Origin of the sequence: Gordonibacter urolithinfaciens, from assembly GCF_900199375.1 — a bacterium.
GTDB lineage: Bacteria > Actinomycetota > Coriobacteriia > Coriobacteriales > Eggerthellaceae > Gordonibacter > Gordonibacter urolithinfaciens.
The window spans coordinates 3,170,490-3,188,113 of the sequence record NZ_LT900217.1 but is presented as its reverse complement, the minus strand read 5'-3'; the positions used below and the strand labels follow the sequence as shown (position 1 = coordinate 3,188,113).

The window sequence follows — 17,624 nt, the reverse complement described above, 5'->3', positions numbered from 1 at the left end:
GGGGGCGGAGGACCAATGCGGCCAGGGGACGGCAGGAACGGACCCGGGGCAGGACGAGGGATCCATGCGGCAAGCCGGCACGGTGCGGCCCTTGGCCCCACCCCCTACATCAGCTGATGGAACGCCTCGATCAGCACGGGGACCAGCGCGGAGCAGATGACGCCGTTGAGCACCGAGAGCACCACGGTCTCGCCGTTCGTGCAGCGGATGAGCATGGGCAGCGTGGTGTCCTCGCTCGTAGCGCCGGCGGGCGCGATGCACGTGGGGTAGTTGAGGTGCTTCGCGATCCAGGGGATGCTGAAGAACGACACGAGCTCGCGCAGCAGGTTCGCCAGAAACGTGATGCTGCCCACCTGGGCGCCGGCGATGTCGGTCATCATGACGCCCGCAAGGCTGTACCATCCCAGGCCCGACGCCACGGCCGCGCCCGTGGGCAGCGGCATGCCCGCAAGCGGCGCGCACGCGAGGCCGCCCAGCACCGAGCCGATCACGATGCCCGCCGGAACGATGAGCACGCGCACGTGGTACTGGCGCAACTTGCCCAGCAGGCCGCGGCTGCCGCCCACGCTGATGCCCACGAAGAACATGAGCGCGTAGAGGATGGCCTCGGAATGGCCGGCTACGAAGTCGACCGGCGCGATCGGCACGTTTGCCAGCCCGTACGCCGCGCCGAGCGCGAGCGCCCCCACTGCCACGCCGATCATCGCGGCCTCGCCGCGCACGCCCGCCCCGCCCTCGGCGCCGTCCTGCGCAGCGGCCACGCGCGGACCGGCCGGGCGGCGGGCGATGTCGGACATGAACAGGCTCGTCAGCGCGTACACGGCGATCGTCGAGAACGCCACCGGCACGAGGCAGAACAGGACGCTGGCCCACCCCACGGTGCCGAGCTCCTCCAGAAACGACTCGCGCCCGGCCAGCAGCACGCCCATCGAGAAGATGAGCAGCCCGGTGGCCGCGAGCGTCAGCTTCTCGTTCAGCCCCTTGAGCCGCGCGGGGAACACCGTTGCTCCCACGAGCACCCCCGCGACCATGACGACCAGTATCTCCACGACATCCCTTCCCGCCGTGCGCATGGCGAGAGCCTGCGCTGCGATCTCATCGGTGAAGGAGCCATCTTACCGCAAGTTCGCGGGCGGCGCAGCGTTTCGCGCCAGCGCGACCCACGCGAGCTTCGCCGCCCCCGCGGCGACGAGCAGCGCGGCGCTCAGGACGAGCACGAGCGCCGCGTCGGGGGCGAACGCGAGCAGGTCGCGCCAGGGCACGCCCCGTGCGAGCGGCAGCGCGAGGAGGACGGCGGGCAGCGCCGCGTGCAGCGCGAGTCCCTGCGCGAGCAGGCGGCGGGGAGGCGCCGAGGCCAGCCTCCGCGGCCAGCGGCGTACCAGCAGCAGCGGGGCGGCGCAGACCAGCACCGCGCACGCGTACAGCACGTCGGTGCGCTGGCGCCACAGCGCGGTCCACTGCGCGTCAACCGGCGCGGGCACACCGCCCACCGCCGCGGTCACAACGCCGCTGACCAGGTCGAAGAATCGGCTGTTGCCGCCGGCGTTGTCGTTGGCGTCCGCCAGCACCACCACGCCGATGCCGCGCTCGGGCAGCAGGCACATGCTGGCCACGTAGTTCTCCACCTGGCCGTCGTGGGACAGCACGAGCTCGCCGTCGTCCCAGTTAAACGACGTCCACCCCATGCCGTAGTACGTGTCGCCCTCCGGATCGGGCACGCGGTCGAGGAACATGCGCCGCACGCTGTCGGCCGACAGCACGCGCCCGCCGCCGTCGGCCGCGCCGCCGTTCAGGTACATGCGCAGGTAACCGGCCATGTCCTGCACGCTGGACGCCACGTAGCCCGACGCGGGGCCGCCCCATGCGTCGTCGCCCTGCGCGTGCCGGAACCCGTCGGCCAGATGGAGGCCGAACCAGTCGCGGTGCCCCGGCGCCATGCCGAGCGTCTCGGCGCGAACGGGATCGGCCGTCGAAGCGGTCATCCCGAGCGGGCCCAGCACGTGCTCGTCGAGGTAGCGCGCGTACGGCTCGCCCGACGCGCCCTCGACGACGCGCCCGAGCAGGTCGTAGTTCGCGTTCGCGTACGAGAACGAGCCGAACGTGTCGCCCAGCCGCCCGTCGGCGGCCTCCGAGAGCGAATCGCGGGAGCCGAACCCGCTCGTCTGGTTGAGCAGGCTGCGCACCGTCACCTCGTCGGGCACGTCGTAGCCCTGCGCGTAGCGGGCGGCGGGGGCGTCGAGGTCCACCGTCCCCTGCTCGACCAGCTGCATGACGGCCACGGCCGTGAACGACTTGCTAAGCGAGCCCACGACGAACGGCGCGTCGGCGCCGGGGCAGTCGCCGAGCGTGGCGAGGTAGCGCACGCCGTCGGCGTCGACCACGGCGACCGCCGCCCCGGGCATGCCCACCTGCGGGAAGTTCGCGGACAGGTAGGCGTCCAGGCGCGCGGCGAGGTCCTCCCCCGTCGGCTCGAGCCCTGCGGGCGCGGCGCCGTCCGCGTCCTCGGGCCCCTCCTCGTCGTCGGCGGGGCCCTCGTCCGCCGTCGCCGCCGTTTCGGCGGCGAAGCCCTCGTCATCCGCCGTATCCGCCTCGGCCCCGCACGATGCCAGCGGCAGCGCGCACGCCAGCGCGAGCGCCGCTGCGGCGAGCGCCCGCGCAACCCGTCCCGCGCGCGACGCGCGCGCCCGCCTGTCGTCGTCGCGCGCCATCAGAAGCTGCTGTACACGAACTGCACCGGCCCGTTCAGCCCCGAGAACACGAGGAACCACGCGAGCAGCGCGACCATCGCCGACGTCGCCAGCGCCGCGAGCGCGCCGAGCAGCCGGGGCCGCGCCTCCACCGCGGCGCGCACCGCGGCCGCCGCCCGCATCGCCCGCGCCATCACGAGGCCGCCTCCCCCGCGCCCGCCAGCGACGCGCCCGCGTTGCCCGCCGCGTCGAGGCCCTCGGCCGCGCCGAACGAGCCGCCGCCGAGGAAGGCGTCGTCGCGATCGTGCACGAAGTCGTAGAACGCCTGCTCGATGCGCACCCAGCCGCGCCACCCGGGATGCACGGTGTCGCAGAGGAAGTACTTCTCGTACTCGCAGGTGGAGAAGTCGGCGTAGGCCGCGCCCGCCGCGTCGGCGATGCCGCGCACGCGCTCGTAGTACGCCTGCCGCTCGTCGGCGGAGACGTCCTCGCGATCGTACCAGGCCCCGTGCACCGGCAGGATGACCACGAGCGGCTCGATCCCCGTCTCGCGGCATACCTGGAGGAAGCACGCGAGGTCGGCGTACTCCTCGTCGGCCTGCGAGAAGGTCTGGCCGCGCTCGGCGTCGTAGCCGGAGTTCTTCTGCCAGTACGCGTCGTAGACGCCGTAATCGTTCGTGGTGCAGGCGGCGTCGCCCGACGCGTCGGCCTCCTCGAGCAGCGCGTCCCAGTCGGGCTCGCCGGTGGGCTCGCCCGCGGCGCGCACGGCGCTCTTGAGCGGCGCCTGGCCCACCACGCTCGGCAGCTCGGAGCGCAATCGCAGGTCGTCGGCCGCCGTGCGCACCGCGTCGTTCACCGCGTCGAGCGGCGTGTCGCGATGCGCCGACGCCGTGGTCTTCGCGTCCACGCCCAGTTGCTCCACGCGCGAGCGCACGTAGGCCTTCGTCTCATCCGAGATGCTCGGGTTGTCCGCGAACTGGCGGTACAGCGCGTAGGAGAACTTCGAGGCGAACTTGCCCTGGTCGCCGTTGCCCTTGAAGAACCACTGGGGCGATACGACGATCATCGCCTTTCTGTTCTTCACCTGGCTGCCGTACGCACCCGCGGCGATGGCCTGCCACAGGCTCTGGTCGTACGCCTCACCGACGTAGGTGAGGTCGACGCCCGTCACGTTCTCGCCGAGCACCTGCTGCGGGCATTGCGCCACCTTGTCCTTCGAGATGTAGAATTCCGACGACCCGAACGCCAGGTAGCCGTCGTCGCTCATGGTGGCCAGCGTGAACGCCGTGCTCTCGGACTTCGTGCCCGAGTACACGTAGTCGTACAGGCGCGCGGGGTCGTGCGCGGTCTGCGCGGGCAGCAGGGCGTTCGCGCCCGCCAGCACGAGCGCCGCCGCCAGCAGCCCCGCCAGCACCGCGCGCAGAAGGCGCATGCCCGACGGAGCCGCGCCCGGGGTGTCCGACCGGTTCGCCATGGTCGCCTACAGCCTGATCTCCACCTGGTGGATGATGAGGTTCACCGTGTTCATCTCGGCGCGCTCCACCTCGGTGGGGGCGATGAACACGCCGAACTCGTCCTCGATGTCCACGAGCAGCTCGATGGCGCCCATCGAGTCGAGCAGCCCGAGCGCGAACAGGTCCTCGTCGCGGCGCACGCGCACCTCGTCGTCGCCGCACACCTCCTCGAGGATGTCGAGCATCTTCTCTTCGAGCTCCTCGTGCGTCTTATCAGCCATGGAACGCTCCTTTCACGAGCATCGTGATCTGCCCCGAGAACAGCGCGAACCCGAACATCACCAGCTGCAGCGTGACGAACCAGGACAGCGCCTTGAACGCGGGGTCTTTCCTATGCGCCTTGTAGAACTTCGATTTCTTCTGGAACGCTTCGGTGCCGGCCAGCAGCAGGCCGTGGAACAGGCCGTACAGCAGGTAGTCCGCCGTGAGGCCGTGCCAGGCGCCCATGAGGGCCATGTCGAACACGAAGCCCCAGCACGCGACAGCCAGCCGGCTGTCGAACCAGCGGCGCTTCAGCGCCAGGCGCGAGAAGCGCATGAACACGAAGTCGCGCAGCCAGAACGACAGGGTGATGTTCCACCGGTTCCAGAAGTCCTTGATGTCGATGGAGGCGAACGGGGCGCGGAAGTTGCGCGGCGTCCGGATGCCGAAGCAGTAGCTGGCTCCCATGGCCATGAGGCTGTAGCCTGCGAAGTCGAAGAACAGGTACAGCCCGTACGCGTACGCCGTCTGCACCTGCGCGCCCAGCTCGGCCAGAAACGGGCCCGAGCCCCAGGCCGCCGGCGCGTAGAACCGATGCAGCCACGCGGCCACGACGAAGGTGTAGACGAGCCCGGCCAGCAAAAGCAGGATGCCGCGCGCCAAGAGGCCCGCGTACTCGTCGCGCGAGCGCACCGCGTGCGCATCCTCGGCGAACCGGCGCGACCGGTCGATGGGGCCCGAGGTGAACACCGGGAAGAACAGGAGGAAGTACAGGTAGTCGAACAGGCCGAGCTCCTCGATGATGCCGTCGCGCACCTCGAACAGCACCTGCAGCGCCTTGAACGTGATGTAGGACACGCCCATGAAGCCCAGCAGGTTCTGGTCGAACACCGCGCCGACCTTCGCCGAGAGAAGCGGCGCGAGGATGAGCGCGAACGCGACGGCGAAGCGCTTGTTCGAGCGGGGCTTCGCCAGCACCCAGCGCGTCGAGAGCACGGCCACCGCCACGAAGCACAACGCCACGGCCAGCCCGGGCAGGTCCTTGCAGAACAGGCACGCCAGGAACGCTGCCGAGGCGGCCATGCCGTAGCGCGCGAGCGGCTTCTCGCGCAGGCCGAGGAAGGCGGCGCCCGCCACGGTCAGCGCCAGCAGCGCGAAGAAGCTCGGATCGGCGTAGAACGTCATCGATGCTCGCCATGCCTCATGCCTCGGCCAGCGCCTTGCGGTCCACCTTGCCGTTGCAGGTGAGCGGCAGCTCGCCCACGAGCGTCACCGCGCGCGGCACCATGTAGCCGGGCACGCGCTCGGCGAGCCGCGCCTTGATGAGCCGCGCGATCTCGAAGTCGGTGCCGGCCGGACGCTCGCGCAGCACGACGCACGCCTTCAGGTACGCCACCCGCTCGCGGCGGCGCACGGGCACCACGGCCGCCTGCTTCACGAGCGGCAGCGCGCCGAGGTTCTCCTCGACGTCCTCCAGCTCGATGCGGAACCCGTTCACCTTCACGAGCGAGTCGAAGCGGCCGTCGCAGTACAGCATGCCGCTCTCGTCGAGGTGCCCCGCGTCGCCCGTGCGGTAGGCGCGCGCGGGCGAGCCGTCGGCGAGCGTCGCGTCGAAGAAGGCTGCGGCCGTCTTCTCGGGGTTGCGGAAGTAGCCCTTGGCCACCGTGTCGCCTACGATGACGATCTCGCCGGTCCGCCCGGCCTCGCACGGGGCGCCCGTCTCGGGGTCGACGATGCGCAGCTCGGTGCCGGGGCGCGCCGCGCCCACCGGCAGCGGGCGCTCGCCGGCGAGCTCGGCGTCCCCGATCTCGACGTAGGTGACCGCCACCGTGGACTCGGTGGGGCCGTACGTGTTCGCGATGCGGGCGCGGGGGAAGCGCTCGCGCAGGGCGGCGGCCGTGGAGCGGCGCAGGGCCTCGCCGCAGAACAGGAACAGGCGCACGTCGGGCAGCAGCCGCTCGTCGAAGCTGCGGTCGACCAGGCACAGGTCAGCGAACGACGGCGTGGACGTCCACACCTCCACGCCCGAAGCGCGCAGGTCGGTGAACAGCGCCCGCAGGTCCTCCGTCTCCTCGCGCGCGACGGCGTGCAGGCAGCCGCCCGTGGACAGCGCGCCCACCACCTCGTACTCGGACAGGTCGAACGAGTACGGCGGTTGGTCGAGGAACACGCGCCCGCCCTCGCCGATCACCGGGAAGGTGCGCACCCAGTCCATGAAGCGCGCGACGTTGCGCGCGCTCACCTCGATGCCCTTCGGGCGGCCCGTGGATCCGGACGTGAAGATGAGGTACTGCGTCTGCTCGCCCGTCACCCAGCGCCCGCGGTCGGGCGCGCGCACCGGGCAGGGGGCCGACGCGATCGCGCGCACGTCCACGATGCGGCCGACAGGCACGCAGCCGCGCAGCGCCTCCGGCACCGGCACCGTCGCTGCCAGCAGCGGCGCGCCCAGCTGGGACACGATGTCCATGAGGCGCGCGGCGGGCATCTCCGTGTCCACCGGCACGAACGCGTGCCCGCTCTTCAGGCAGCCCAGGAAGCCGGCCACCATGAGCGGCGCCTTGTGCCCCAGCACCACGACCGGCGCGCGGTCGTCCGTGCGCGCCGCCAGCGTCGCGGCGATGGCGTCCGACAGCTTCCACAGCTCCCCGTACGTCATCGTCGTCCCGTCGGCCGCGCGGTAGGCGGGCGCCTGCGGACGCAACCGCACCGCTTTCTCAACCGAAAGCAAGAATCCGTTCTCCTCTGCCATCTACCACCGCCCCGTCTCTCTCGTCGTGGTTGAAGCCCGACTGCGTTCCTCAAGCGGGCGGATCAAAGATAGGACCCGATTATGGAAGCGCTGTTGCGGCCACAGACTCCTGACAGAACGGTCACCGGCCCGTTACGGAATGCGCGCAAACCTCACGGTTCGCAGCCCTATACTGGTTGGGGGTTCAGAAAGCGACGGAGGTGCCATGAAACCCACCATCTACCTGGATGCGGATGCGTGCCCGGTCACGGCCGAGGCGCTCGCGGTCGCGCGCGCGTGCCAGGTGCCCGCCGTCATCGCGGGCAACTCGACGCAGAACCTGGCGCGCCATCTGCGGCGGGGCGACCCGCGCACGCCCACCGGCGGGTTCTGGGTCGACACGCTGCCCGTAGGCGTGGGCGCGGACGCGGCCGACTTCGCCATCGTGCAGGAACTCCAGCCCGGCGACATCGTGGTGACGCAGGACATCGGCCTGGCCGCCATGGCGCTCGGGCGTCGCGCGCGAGCCATCGGCGTGCGCGGGCGCGTGTTCACGCTGGCCACCATCGACCTCGACCTGCACATCCGCCACGAGGAGAAGAAGGTGCGCCGGCAGGGCGGGCGCACGCGCGGCCCCGCCCCCTTCGAGGACGACGACCGCGAGCGCTTCGCGGCGAACCTGCGCCGCCTCGTGGAGGAGTCGCTGCGCGACGGAGAACGAGAGCACTAGCTGGCGAAGGTTCCTTCTGTAAAATCACCGATTTCGGCGCATCGACGGGATCTCGAAAGGCCCGTCGCAAAACCATTACCCTCGATACCGTTTCCACCAGGACTTTCGACTAGGGCTTCCGAATCAATACGAGGCACGGGGCGTTCCCCGACTTGCCACAACGCCGAAATCGGTGATTTTGTAGCGCACATGCGCCTCAGTGAAGGCCGGGAGCCCTTCGGGTCCCGAGAGCCGGCGCATCATGCGGCGGGCATGTTCTCCCCAGTAGCCCGACGAGGCGTCGTCGTTGCCGACGATCGCCTTCGCGCGCAGCACGCCCTCGGCCGACAGGTCGGAGAACCCGATGACCGCCCCGTCCATTCCCCGCTGCAAGCCCTTCATGCCGTGCGGGCGCCGCTCGACGAACGCTTTCCGATACGCGCGGTCCGGTGCCGTTCTCGACGAAGCCGCCCTAGTCCGCGCGGAGCGGGAACCCGCCCTCCCCGAGCCCGAGGCGACCGAGCCGACGATGCCGCGAGCACTGCGACGAGCGCGCCCGCCCGCGCGTGCCCCGTACAGGCGGGCGGCTGCATGCCGACTTCCCCGTCGTTACGACTCGTCGCCGTCTTGATCGGCCTTCAATGCTTCGAAGGCGGCCTTCATGGTGGGGTTCTTCCTGGTCAGGCGCTTGATGGTGAGGTCCTGGGCCTTGTTGTTCGCCAGGCGCAGGTTGTTCTCGGACGACACGAGTGCGTCCTTGGTCTTCTGCAGGTGCAGGATGGTCTTGTCGATCTCGTCGATGGCCGTCTGGAACTTGCGGCTGGCCAGGTCGTAGTTGCGCGCGAAGCCCGTCTTGAACGCCTCCATCGACTCCTCGAAGTTCGTGATGTCGATGTTCTGGTTGCGCACGACGGCCAGCTCCGCCTTGTACGCCATCGAGTTCAGCGCCGCATTGCGCAGGATGGAGATCATCGGGATGAAGAACTGCGGCCGGATGACGTACATCTTCTCGAACCGGTACGACACGTCCACGATGCCCTGGTTGTACAGCTCGCTCTCCGGTTCGAGCAAGGTGACCAGCACCGCGTACTCGCACCCCTTCTTCGTGCGGTCGGCGTCGAGCTTCTTGAAGAAGTCCTCGTTCTTGTGGCGGTAGGCCGACTCGTCGGACTCGTTCTTCATCTCGAACATGATGGAGACGATCTCGTTTCCCTCCTCGTCGCACTCGCGGAAGATGAAGTCGCCCTTGCTGCCGCCGGACTGATCGTTGTCCTTCTCGAAGTACGCGCGCGGGAACGCCGTGGCGCGGATCTTGTTGAACTCAACCTCGCAGTGCTGCTCGAGCGACTCGCCCACAAGCTTGGTCGACAGGCGCGCCTTCATGTCCTTGTAGCGCTCGATCTCGCCCTCCTTGTAGGCGATGATGTCGTCCTTCGCCTTGAGCTCGATGGCCAGCTGCTCCTTGAGGGCGCTGGCAACCTGGCACTTCTCGGCATCCTTGAGCTTGACCTGCGCCGCAAGCTCGTCGCGCTCGCGCTCGAGGGCCGAGCGCGCCTGCTGGACCGCCAGCTGCTTCTCGGCCTCGTTGGCGCGCTGCTGCGCGGACAGGCGCTGCTCGAGCTCGGCGATGCGGGCATCCTTCGCCGCCGCCGCGTCGGCCAGCGCCCGCTCGCGCTCGGCCTGGGCCAGGCGCGACTCGCTCTCGCGCTCGCGCGCCGCCGCCTCAAGGCGGGCCTCCAGCTCGGCGATGCGCGCCTCCTTCTGCGCCGCCGCTCCCTGCGCATCGCCGAGCGCTTGGGCCACGGCGAGCTCCACCGCCTGGCGCTTCTCGGTTTCCAGCAAGTCGGCGTGGCGGCGCACCTCCTTGTCGAACTCGGCGTCGCGCACCTGCTTGAGGATGGCCGCGAAGCCGGCCTCGTCGATGGTGAACATCCCGCCGCAATGGGGGCACTTGATCTCGTTCATGCTCTCTCCTTCTCGCGTCCCGACGATTCTACCGCATCCGCCCGCCCCTGGCAGTCCCACGTCCGGAACACTCGTCGAAGCCTCCGCCGTCGGACGCGGCGGGAGGGGCGGGAGCGCATCCCGCATGCGCCCGTCCGGAGCGGATTTGTTTCAAAACGTTTAAATAATCATTGTCATCACCGTTCGCACCTTATAATGAGGGCATGTGAAAATTCCCCGAAGGAGGTTCCCCCACCATGAGCTACGTCGATCGCGTCATCGAGCAGGTGAAGGCCAAGGATGCCGAGCAGCCGGAGTTCATCCAGGCCGTCACCGAGGTGCTGAAGTCCCTGGAACCGGTCATCGAGTCCAACCCAGCCTACGAGAAGGCGGGGCTGCTCGAGCGCATCGTCGAGCCGGAGCGCGTCATCATGTTCCGCGTGCCGTGGGTCGACGACGAGGGCAACGTGCACGTGAACCGCGGCTACCGCGTGCAGTTCAACAGCTGCCTCGGGCCCTACAAGGGCGGCCTGCGCCTGCACCCGTCGGTGAACCTGGGCATCATCAAGTTCCTGGGCTTCGAGCAGATCTTCAAGAACAGCCTGACCACGCTGCCCATGGGCGGCGGCAAGGGCGGCTGCGACTTCGACCCGAAGGGCAAGTCGGACCTGGAGGTCATGCGCTTCTGCCAGAGCTTCATGACGGAGCTCTACCGCCATATCGGCGCCGACACCGATGTGCCGGCCGGCGACATCGGCACGGGCGCCCGCGAGGTGGGCTTCATGTTCGGCCAGTACAAGCGCATCAAGAACGTGTGGGAGGGTGTGCTCACCGGCAAGGGCCTGTCCTACGGCGGCTCGCTCGCCCGCACCGAGGCCACGGGCTACGGCCTCATCTACTTCGTGCAGGAGTACCTGAACTGCCATGACGACTCCTTCGAGGGCAAGACCGTTGCCGTGTCCGGCTCCGGCAACGTGGCCATCTACGCCACGCAGAAGGCCCAGCAGCTCGGCGCGAAGGTGGTCACGCTCTCCGACTCCACCGGCTGGATTCACGACCCGGCGGGCATCGACGTGGACCTGGTCAAGCAGATCAAGGAGGTCGAGCGCGGCCGCATCAGCGAGTACGCGAAGCGCAAGGAAGGCGTGGAGTACCACGACGGGCGCGGCGTGTGGAGCGTGCCCGTGGACATCGCCCTGCCCTGCGCCACGCAGAACGAGCTCTTGCTCGAGGACGCGAAGCAGCTCGTGGCGAACGGCTGCCAGATCGTGGCCGAGGGCGCGAACATGCCCACCACGATGGACGCCACCGACTACCTGATGGAGAACGGCGTGGTGTTCTGCCCCGGCAAGGCGGCGAACGCCGGCGGCGTTGCCACGTCCGGCCTGGAGATGTCGCAGAACTCCGAGCGCCTCTCCTGGTCGTTCGAGGAAGTGGATGCCAAGCTGCAGGGCATCATGAAGAACATCTACCACGCGGCCGACGACGCGGCCAAGGAGTACGGCCACGAGGGCAACTACGTCATGGGCGCGAACATCGCCGGCTTCAAGAAGCTCGCCGACGCCATGATGGCCCAAGGCATCGTGTAGCGCGAACGCGACGAAGCGAGCGCATGAAGAGGCCCTGTCGATCGACGGGGCCTCTTCATGTTCTACTTCCGGCGCCTGCGATTGGAGCCGAACCCCTCGGGCTTGTCGCGATCGAGCAGCTTGATCGTCCGCTCCAAGAGCGCCACGAGGTCGTCGCCGTCCTCGGGATAGTACACAGCTGCCGAACGTGCGCGGCAGAACGCCTTGCGGTCGCCCGCGCGCACCTTCCACATGAGGGCGAGCTCGAGCGAGCGCATCGTGTCCACGAGCACCTGCTTGCCCACCCGCCCGCGGATGGCGACGGCGAAGGTTCCGCAGCCCACCCGTGCGCCCACCTGGTTGCCGCGCACCGCCGCGTCTATCTCCCCGAGCACTTTGCCAAGATACTCCTGTCGCGCGTCCCGGCCCATTGCGATGGACGTTTCCTCGAAATCGTCCACCGTCGCGCAGATGAGCGTGAGCGGCGAATCGGGGCCGAGCCTTTCTTTCTCGAGCATCTCAACGAAGCCGTCGAAGTTGTACATGCCCGTCTCCTGATCGGTGCGCTTCGCCCGTTCGACGCATCGTTCCATCCGCCTCGTCCGTTCACCGAGGAACATAAGGCCGACTAAAAGGAGCGAGATTGCGGTCGCCACGGCCACGATGGCCGCCGTCCAGAGGCCCGGAACCCAGCCGTCGGCCGGCATGACGGACAGCGTCCATTCGGAGGGCATGCCGAAGGTCGCTTTCGCCGCATGGGAGAAATCGTGCCCCCCGTCCGAAACGGCGATGACGTCCTTGCGACCGTCCTGGGGGCTTACCGCCCACAGCTCGTAGAGGTAGCCGCCCTGCTCGAGCAGGGAAAGGTCGAGCTGCTCGATGACGAAATCCGCCTTGAGGGCCACCGCAACCTCGCCATGGTACGCGCCGTCGACATCGACGGGTTCCACGAACACGAACGACTCAACGCCGTTCTCAAGCGTGACCGGCCCCTCCACGACGAAGCCGTCGGTATACTTCGCCAAGGTGAACACGTAGGTGAACTGGGAGAGGTCGCGCCCCACCATGTTGCCGAAGTCGCTTTCAGGAAACGCGTAGCGCATCGTATCGTCCACCACGTAGAGAACGCCGACCACCTCGTCGCGCGCGAGGAGGGCATCCGCAGCAGCGGGCAACCATGCCTCGTCGGAAGGATCGACCTCGAGGGCGGCCACCAAATCGCCCGTCTCGCCCAAGCCGCCCTTCAGCTTCAACTCGATGGTCTGCTGGAATGAGGCGAGCAGGTTGTCGGCATCGGTCCGGCGAATGTCCTTCACCTCGTTGTAGACGGCCATGCCGAGCGCGGCGCACAGCGCGACCGCCGCGAGGGAGAGCAACGCGAATCCGAAGCCCCCTCGCCACGCCGAACGCCTCATGACCACTCCTCGTCCTGGTAGACGCAGTAGCCTTCTTTGCCACGCTGCTTGACAAGGTACAGCGCACGATCCGCCTGCTCCAAGAGCTCGTCGGCGTCCACCTGGCGATCCCACACCGACGCGCCCATGCTGCAGTGCACCGCGAACGAGGCGCTTCCAGCCCGGATATCCACGTGCAGGCGCTCGGTGAGCTCGTCGAGGACGCGTCGCAGTTCGGCCTCGTCGTCGAAGTCGGTCATGAGCAAGGTGAACTCGCCTCCCCCGTAGCGGCCGACCAATCCGTCGTAGCGGCGCTCGAACTCGCGCAGCAGGAAGCCCACGGCTTTGAGCGCCATGTCTCCGGTTGCGTGGCCGAACGTGTCGTTGATGCCCTTGAAGTCATCGATATCGATGAAGCAGAGCACGTAGATGCCGTCGCCGGCGCCGTCCAGCGCGTTCGCCAGCCGGCTCGTGAACACCGAGCGCGTCACCGTGCCGGTCAGGCCGTCGGAAAGCCCCGATGAGGTGAGCTCGATGAGGTCGGCGAAGCCGCTGTCGGCGGGTCCGTCGCTGTAGACCTTCTTCTGCAGCTCGGCAACCGACTTCTCCAAAAGGCGCGCCTTCTTCATCTGGCGCGCGAAGGGGCGCTGCATAAGCAGGAAGGCCGCCGCGATGACTGCCACCGCCACGATGGCCAGCGGGAAGATGACGCGCATGACCTTGGCATACGCGTCCCAGAACCCTGCCACGCTCACGACGTCCCACTCGGTACCCGCCACGGGAGAGGCAGTGTAGTAGCGCACATCGAGGCCGTCCACGGTCCAGAACGCCACCGGGTTCAGGTCCAGAAGCTCGCTTTGCACGACGTCGGCGGTCATGCCGAAGGCGATGGAATCGCGGATGGGCTCGAGAAAGGGATCGTCGTACACGTGCCCCGACGTGGCATGGCACCCTGCCCGTCGCGCAACGGCACGATCACGGTGTAGTTGAGGGTGGTGCCGTCGGCGCCCGCCACGAAGCTGTCGGTGACGTAGCGCTCGCCGGTGGAGTACACGCGCTGCATGTGCGAGCGGCTGGCCAGGCTGGCAGGTCCCGTTGCGTCCCACACGTTGATGTCGGCGTCCACATAGCAGAGCAGGAAGAACCCGAAATGCTCGTTTACCTTGTCGACGAAATCTACCTTCTCCATTACGTCGACGTCGGGATCATAGAGCGTCTCGCTCTCCGCGAGCGTCTCGAGCAGCTTGAACGTCTCGTCAATGCGCCCCTCCACGCGGGGAAGGGCCGCCGCGATCGACACGTCCGCCTCGTGACGCATGTCGGAGACCGCCATGAACGCTCCGAAGGCGAACACCACCATGACGGAGACAACGGCCAGCATGACACCGTAGAGCGCCATCTGCTTGTACGAGAACCTGGAGGCCCCCTGCCCGTTGCCCGCCTCGCCCGCCATTACGTATCGCTCCTTCGCCTTTAGATCCACGGAGGCATTGTAGCATGGTGAAAGGCTTTGAACTGGGAGGATTTCCCGCCTGCTTGAACCTCTCTACACGGTCTCGCCCGCCTCGTACGAGGCACCAACCGCGCCTAACGGACGACGCCCTACGAGGCCTGCAGCACCTTGGCGGACACGACGTTGCTGGGGGATATGAGGATGGCGCCCACCGAGCCGACGGCCGGGGCGTCCACGTAGAACGTGCCGTCGATGGTCTCGCCCATGACGAACAGGTCCTCGTCCTGGGTGGACACCACGATGTCGATGCCCGAGACGTCCTCGGCGTACTCCTTGTCGGGCGTGACGAGCACGATGAAATCGACCTTGTGGCGCTTGAAGTAGGCGATCTGCTTCTCCAGCACGATGGTGGACGTGGGCTCGGCGATGCCGAAAACGCCGAAGCGGTGCCCGCCCTTCTTCAGGATGACGCCCTCGCGGTACGCGTCGAGGTCGACCGTGTCGAGCGAGAACACCGTGGCGCCCTTCTCCTCGTAGCCTTCCTTTGCCTCCTGGGCGCTGAGCGTCTTCTTCTTCGAGCCGAGCAGGCTCTCCCCGGCATCCGTTCCCGGGACGGACGCGGTCCCTGCCGTGCCGGTGGCGTCTTTGCCGCCGGACGACCCCGGGGCATCCGGCGAGCCGGCATCGGCCTCCTTGCCGGCAGCCGCGCCTTCGGCCGATTCCTTGCCGTCGGCCGCGTCCCCAACCGCATCGTCCTCCGCAGCCGCATCCCCCGCACCCTTCCCGGCCACCGGTTCGACGGCAGTCCCCGGGTACACGATGGCGGTGTAGCCGTCCATGCTTCCGAACGTGTCATCCAGGTTCGATGCCGCCACGTTCCAAGAGTGCCCTGCCACCAGGTACCATCCCAAGCCGCACAGGCTAAGGACGATAAGGACCAGGAACACGAAGAGCGCTATTTTCTCGCGAGATTTCACCGACATAATGCTCAGCATTATACCGTGCCGCATTGAGGCCGTCCCCCAGATGGGCAACCGACAGAATTTCGACAGCTACGCGCTCCCGCCGACGCGGGCGCTGCAAGGGATGACGGCGCGACCGCTCACCCGGTCTACACCAGCTTCTCGTAGGCGATGCGCTCGGGCGTGCCCGCTTCGGCATGCGCGATGTAGATGACGCCGCATTCGGCGTAGCCGCTCTTCTCCAGCAAACGGCGCATGGGCAGGTTGCCAGGATGCGTGTCGATGCGCACGCTCTCGCATCCTCGGTCGCGCGTCAGCTCCTCGGCGCAGGCCAGCAAGAACGAGGCGGCGCCGCGCCCCTTGCACGAGGCCGAGACCGCCACGCGGTGCACCACGCCGTAGCACGCATCATCCGAGCGCGTGTTGGTGAGCCATGAGCCCCGATCGATCAGGTCGTAGTCGCGTTCGCCCGAGAAGCCCACCATAGCCGTGGCCACGACGTCGCCTTCGTCGCCGACCACGACGTAGGACTCTCCGCGTGCACGATCGGCTTCGATAGCCTCGCGATGCGGGTACCCGCCCTGCCACTGGTCGATGCCGAGCTCGGCGAGCGCGCGCCGGCCGTCGGCGAGGATGTCCATGATGCGGTCGACGTCCGACGCGCGGGTTGAGCGGAATTGCACGGGGATGTTCTCTTTCTTCTCAAAGGAGCCGTTCGAAACAAAGCGTCGACCCGCAGGTCGCAGGGGCGCCTTGGGGCGCGGTCAGAGGATTGCACGGCCGGCGGGGCCGCCCGCCTTCACCACAGGCGCTCGAACGCGGCGCGGCGTCTCTCGCGGCCCAGGCGGTCGCGCAGGACAGCGGTGCCGCAGGACGAGAAGCCGTACTCCATGAGCAGCGCGCGCATGGGCTCGTTGCCCTCGTACACATCGCAGCGAAGGCTGCGCTTGCCGGCAGCCTTCGCGAGGCGCTCGGCCTCGCCCAGGATGAACATGCCCACGCCGCGGCGGCGCGCCTCCGATGCCACGCACACCCAGTGCAGGGCCGCATACGGGGCCTCCCCGGCAGGAGGCTCGGCAGACTCGGTGAGCCAGTCCGCGCCCGAGGAACGGCCATAGGCCTCGTCTCCGCGCGGGTCGACGGCAAACACGCCGATGATGCGCTCGCCGCCGGCCTCCTCGTCGCCGGTGCGCTCGGGCACCGTGACCACATGGGCGGTGCCCCAGTCGATGGCGCGCATGACGCGGCGCTCGGAGGGGTACTTCTTCGACCCCTTCTCCTCGATGCCCAAGGCGGCCAGCGCCTCGTGGCCGTCTTCCAGCACCTCCTGGAAGCGCACGAAGTCGTCGTGCGTGGCAGGACGGGAGCGATAATAGCCCAGAAGCGAGGCGCGTCCCTCGAAGGGCGGCAGGTCGTCGGGCGAGCCGTCCAGGCCGCCCTCGCCCTTCGCGGGCGCCTCCTCGCGCTGCGTCACCAAGAGCACCATGACCACGATCATGGCGATGCCCGCCACGTCCACCGGCGTGACGGGCGTGCCCAGCCACACGGCCGAGATGACCGTTGCCGACACCGGCTCGACGCAGCCCACGAGACCGGCACGCACCGGGCCGGCATCGGTGATGCCCTGCAGGTAAAACAGGTACGCGGCGAACGTGCCGATGATCACCATGGCACCCATGACGCCCACGAGCTCGGGCGTGATGTCCACGGGGATGCTCCACGGCTGCACGAACACGGTGGCCACCGTGCCCCCCAGGAGCATGGCCAGGCCCGTGACGATGAAGCTGCCCCACTTCGCCAGCACCTTGCCGGGAAGCAGCGTGTAGGCCGCCAGCGCGAATGCCGACACGACGCCCCACATGAGCCCCTCGGCCGGTATGGCGAGCGCTCCGATGTTGCCCTTCGTGGCGATGAGGAACGTGCCGCCCAGGGCGAACACGAGGCCGAACAGCTCGCGCGGCTTCGGCCAGCGCCGCACGCGCACGCACACGATGAACATGATGACCACGAGTCCAAGGCGTTCCAGCACGGTACCCGTGCCCGCATTCGTGTAGGAGATGGCCGACAGGTAGCTCATCTGGGTGAGCAGCACGCCGAACATCGAGAAGGCCGCGATACGGAGCAGCGAGCGCTTGTCGCGCAGCACGGCGCGCAGGCTGCGCCAGTTCTTGAAGAGGCACGCCACGAGGAAGATGAGGGCTCCCAGCAGCAGGCGCACGCAGGTGATCCACGCCACCGGCACCCCGAGCTCGCTCGTCATGAGCTGGGCGCAGGTTCCCGAGAACCCCCAGCAGATGCCACCGAGCGCCGCGAACGCGATGCCGCGTGCCACATGGCTTTTCCTGGGCGCCGCCTGCGCGATTGCCGCCTGACCGACCATGGCCCTCCCCCTCTCCTTGTCTCGCGGGGCTTTGCCCCCCTTGCATCCATCAGCGCATTGTCCCACGGAAGCCCACCACGGTAA

The 17,624-nt window shown here is 68.4% G+C and carries 17 protein-coding genes; 2 read left to right on the top strand and 15 right to left on the bottom strand.

Annotated features, from left to right (window positions below; genetic code table 11):
- Positions 1–104 precede the first annotated feature (104 nt).
- From BN3560_RS13680 to dltA, 7 genes are all read right to left on the bottom strand, one after another.
- Positions 105–1,049, bottom strand: coding sequence for a LysO family transporter (locus tag BN3560_RS13680; RefSeq protein ID WP_096228476.1), 945 nt, complete (start codon positions 1,047–1,049; stop codon positions 105–107).
- A 66-nt stretch (positions 1,050–1,115) separates the two neighbouring features.
- On the bottom strand, positions 1,116–2,708 hold the full coding sequence (locus BN3560_RS13675) for a serine hydrolase domain-containing protein (protein WP_096228475.1): 1,593 nt from the start codon (positions 2,706–2,708) through the stop codon (positions 1,116–1,118).
- Entirely contained in the window at positions 2,708–2,881 is a 174-nt protein-coding gene (locus BN3560_RS14440; RefSeq protein WP_157780595.1) for a hypothetical protein, read from the bottom strand. Before BN3560_RS14440 ends, BN3560_RS13675 begins: the two co-directional genes overlap by 1 nt.
- Positions 2,881–4,161, bottom strand: coding sequence for a D-alanyl-lipoteichoic acid biosynthesis protein DltD (dltD, locus tag BN3560_RS13670; RefSeq protein ID WP_096228474.1), 1,281 nt, complete (start codon positions 4,159–4,161; stop codon positions 2,881–2,883). Before dltD ends, BN3560_RS14440 begins: the two co-directional genes overlap by 1 nt.
- 6 nt (positions 4,162–4,167) lie before the next feature.
- Positions 4,168–4,422 (bottom strand): D-alanine--poly(phosphoribitol) ligase subunit DltC, encoded by a 255-nt coding sequence (gene dltC, locus BN3560_RS13665; protein WP_096228473.1) that lies wholly within the window; start codon positions 4,420–4,422, stop codon positions 4,168–4,170.
- Positions 4,415–5,587, bottom strand: a complete 1,173-nt coding sequence (gene dltB, locus BN3560_RS13660) for a D-alanyl-lipoteichoic acid biosynthesis protein DltB (RefSeq protein WP_096228472.1) — start codon at positions 5,585–5,587, stop codon at positions 4,415–4,417. The genes dltC and dltB overlap by 8 nt, the downstream gene beginning before the upstream one ends.
- A gap of 16 nt (positions 5,588–5,603) precedes the next feature.
- The gene (gene dltA / locus BN3560_RS13655; RefSeq protein WP_096228471.1) at positions 5,604–7,151 is read right to left on the bottom strand and encodes a D-alanine--poly(phosphoribitol) ligase subunit DltA; all 1,548 of its coding nucleotides are present in this window, start codon (positions 7,149–7,151) and stop codon (positions 5,604–5,606) included.
- A 205-nt stretch (positions 7,152–7,356) separates the two neighbouring features.
- On the opposite strand from dltA, the gene BN3560_RS13650 reads away from it, so the two are divergent.
- The gene (locus BN3560_RS13650) at positions 7,357–7,860 is read left to right on the top strand and encodes a YaiI/YqxD family protein (RefSeq protein ID WP_096228470.1); all 504 of its coding nucleotides are present in this window, start codon (positions 7,357–7,359) and stop codon (positions 7,858–7,860) included.
- 123 nt (positions 7,861–7,983) lie between these two features.
- Here BN3560_RS13650 and BN3560_RS14800 read toward each other — a convergent pair whose 3' ends face one another.
- Complete coding sequence (locus BN3560_RS14800) at positions 7,984–8,220, bottom strand: hypothetical protein (RefSeq protein ID WP_227154101.1); 237 nt, start codon at positions 8,218–8,220, stop codon at positions 7,984–7,986.
- 228 nt (positions 8,221–8,448) lie between these two features.
- Complete coding sequence (locus BN3560_RS13640) at positions 8,449–9,804, bottom strand: DUF2130 domain-containing protein (protein WP_096228469.1); 1,356 nt, start codon at positions 9,802–9,804, stop codon at positions 8,449–8,451.
- Positions 9,805–10,040: 236 nt separating this feature from the next.
- Between BN3560_RS13640 and gdhA the strand changes: the two genes are divergently transcribed.
- On the top strand, positions 10,041–11,372 hold the full coding sequence (gene gdhA, locus BN3560_RS13635) for an NADP-specific glutamate dehydrogenase (RefSeq protein ID WP_087191602.1): 1,332 nt from the start codon (positions 10,041–10,043) through the stop codon (positions 11,370–11,372).
- A 62-nt stretch (positions 11,373–11,434) separates the two neighbouring features.
- Here gdhA and BN3560_RS13630 read toward each other — a convergent pair whose 3' ends face one another.
- The 6 genes from BN3560_RS13630 to BN3560_RS13610 form a co-directional block, all read right to left on the bottom strand.
- Positions 11,435–12,766, bottom strand: coding sequence for a GGDEF domain-containing protein (locus tag BN3560_RS13630; RefSeq protein WP_096228468.1), 1,332 nt, complete (start codon positions 12,764–12,766; stop codon positions 11,435–11,437).
- Complete coding sequence (locus BN3560_RS14795) at positions 12,763–13,674, bottom strand: GGDEF domain-containing protein (protein ID WP_231897410.1); 912 nt, start codon at positions 13,672–13,674, stop codon at positions 12,763–12,765. The genes BN3560_RS13630 and BN3560_RS14795 overlap by 4 nt, the downstream gene beginning before the upstream one ends.
- Positions 13,620–14,198 (bottom strand): hypothetical protein, encoded by a 579-nt coding sequence (locus tag BN3560_RS14790; protein WP_227154098.1) that lies wholly within the window; start codon positions 14,196–14,198, stop codon positions 13,620–13,622. The genes BN3560_RS14795 and BN3560_RS14790 overlap by 55 nt, the downstream gene beginning before the upstream one ends.
- 149 nt (positions 14,199–14,347) lie before the next feature.
- Positions 14,348–15,181, bottom strand: coding sequence for an alcohol dehydrogenase (locus tag BN3560_RS13620; RefSeq protein ID WP_096228696.1), 834 nt, complete (start codon positions 15,179–15,181; stop codon positions 14,348–14,350).
- 128 nt (positions 15,182–15,309) lie between these two features.
- Positions 15,310–15,843, bottom strand: coding sequence for a GNAT family N-acetyltransferase (locus BN3560_RS13615; protein ID WP_087191603.1), 534 nt, complete (start codon positions 15,841–15,843; stop codon positions 15,310–15,312).
- A 116-nt stretch (positions 15,844–15,959) separates the two neighbouring features.
- On the bottom strand, positions 15,960–17,540 hold the full coding sequence (locus BN3560_RS13610; protein WP_096228467.1) for a GNAT family N-acetyltransferase: 1,581 nt from the start codon (positions 17,538–17,540) through the stop codon (positions 15,960–15,962).
- Positions 17,541–17,624: the final 84 nt, after the last annotated feature.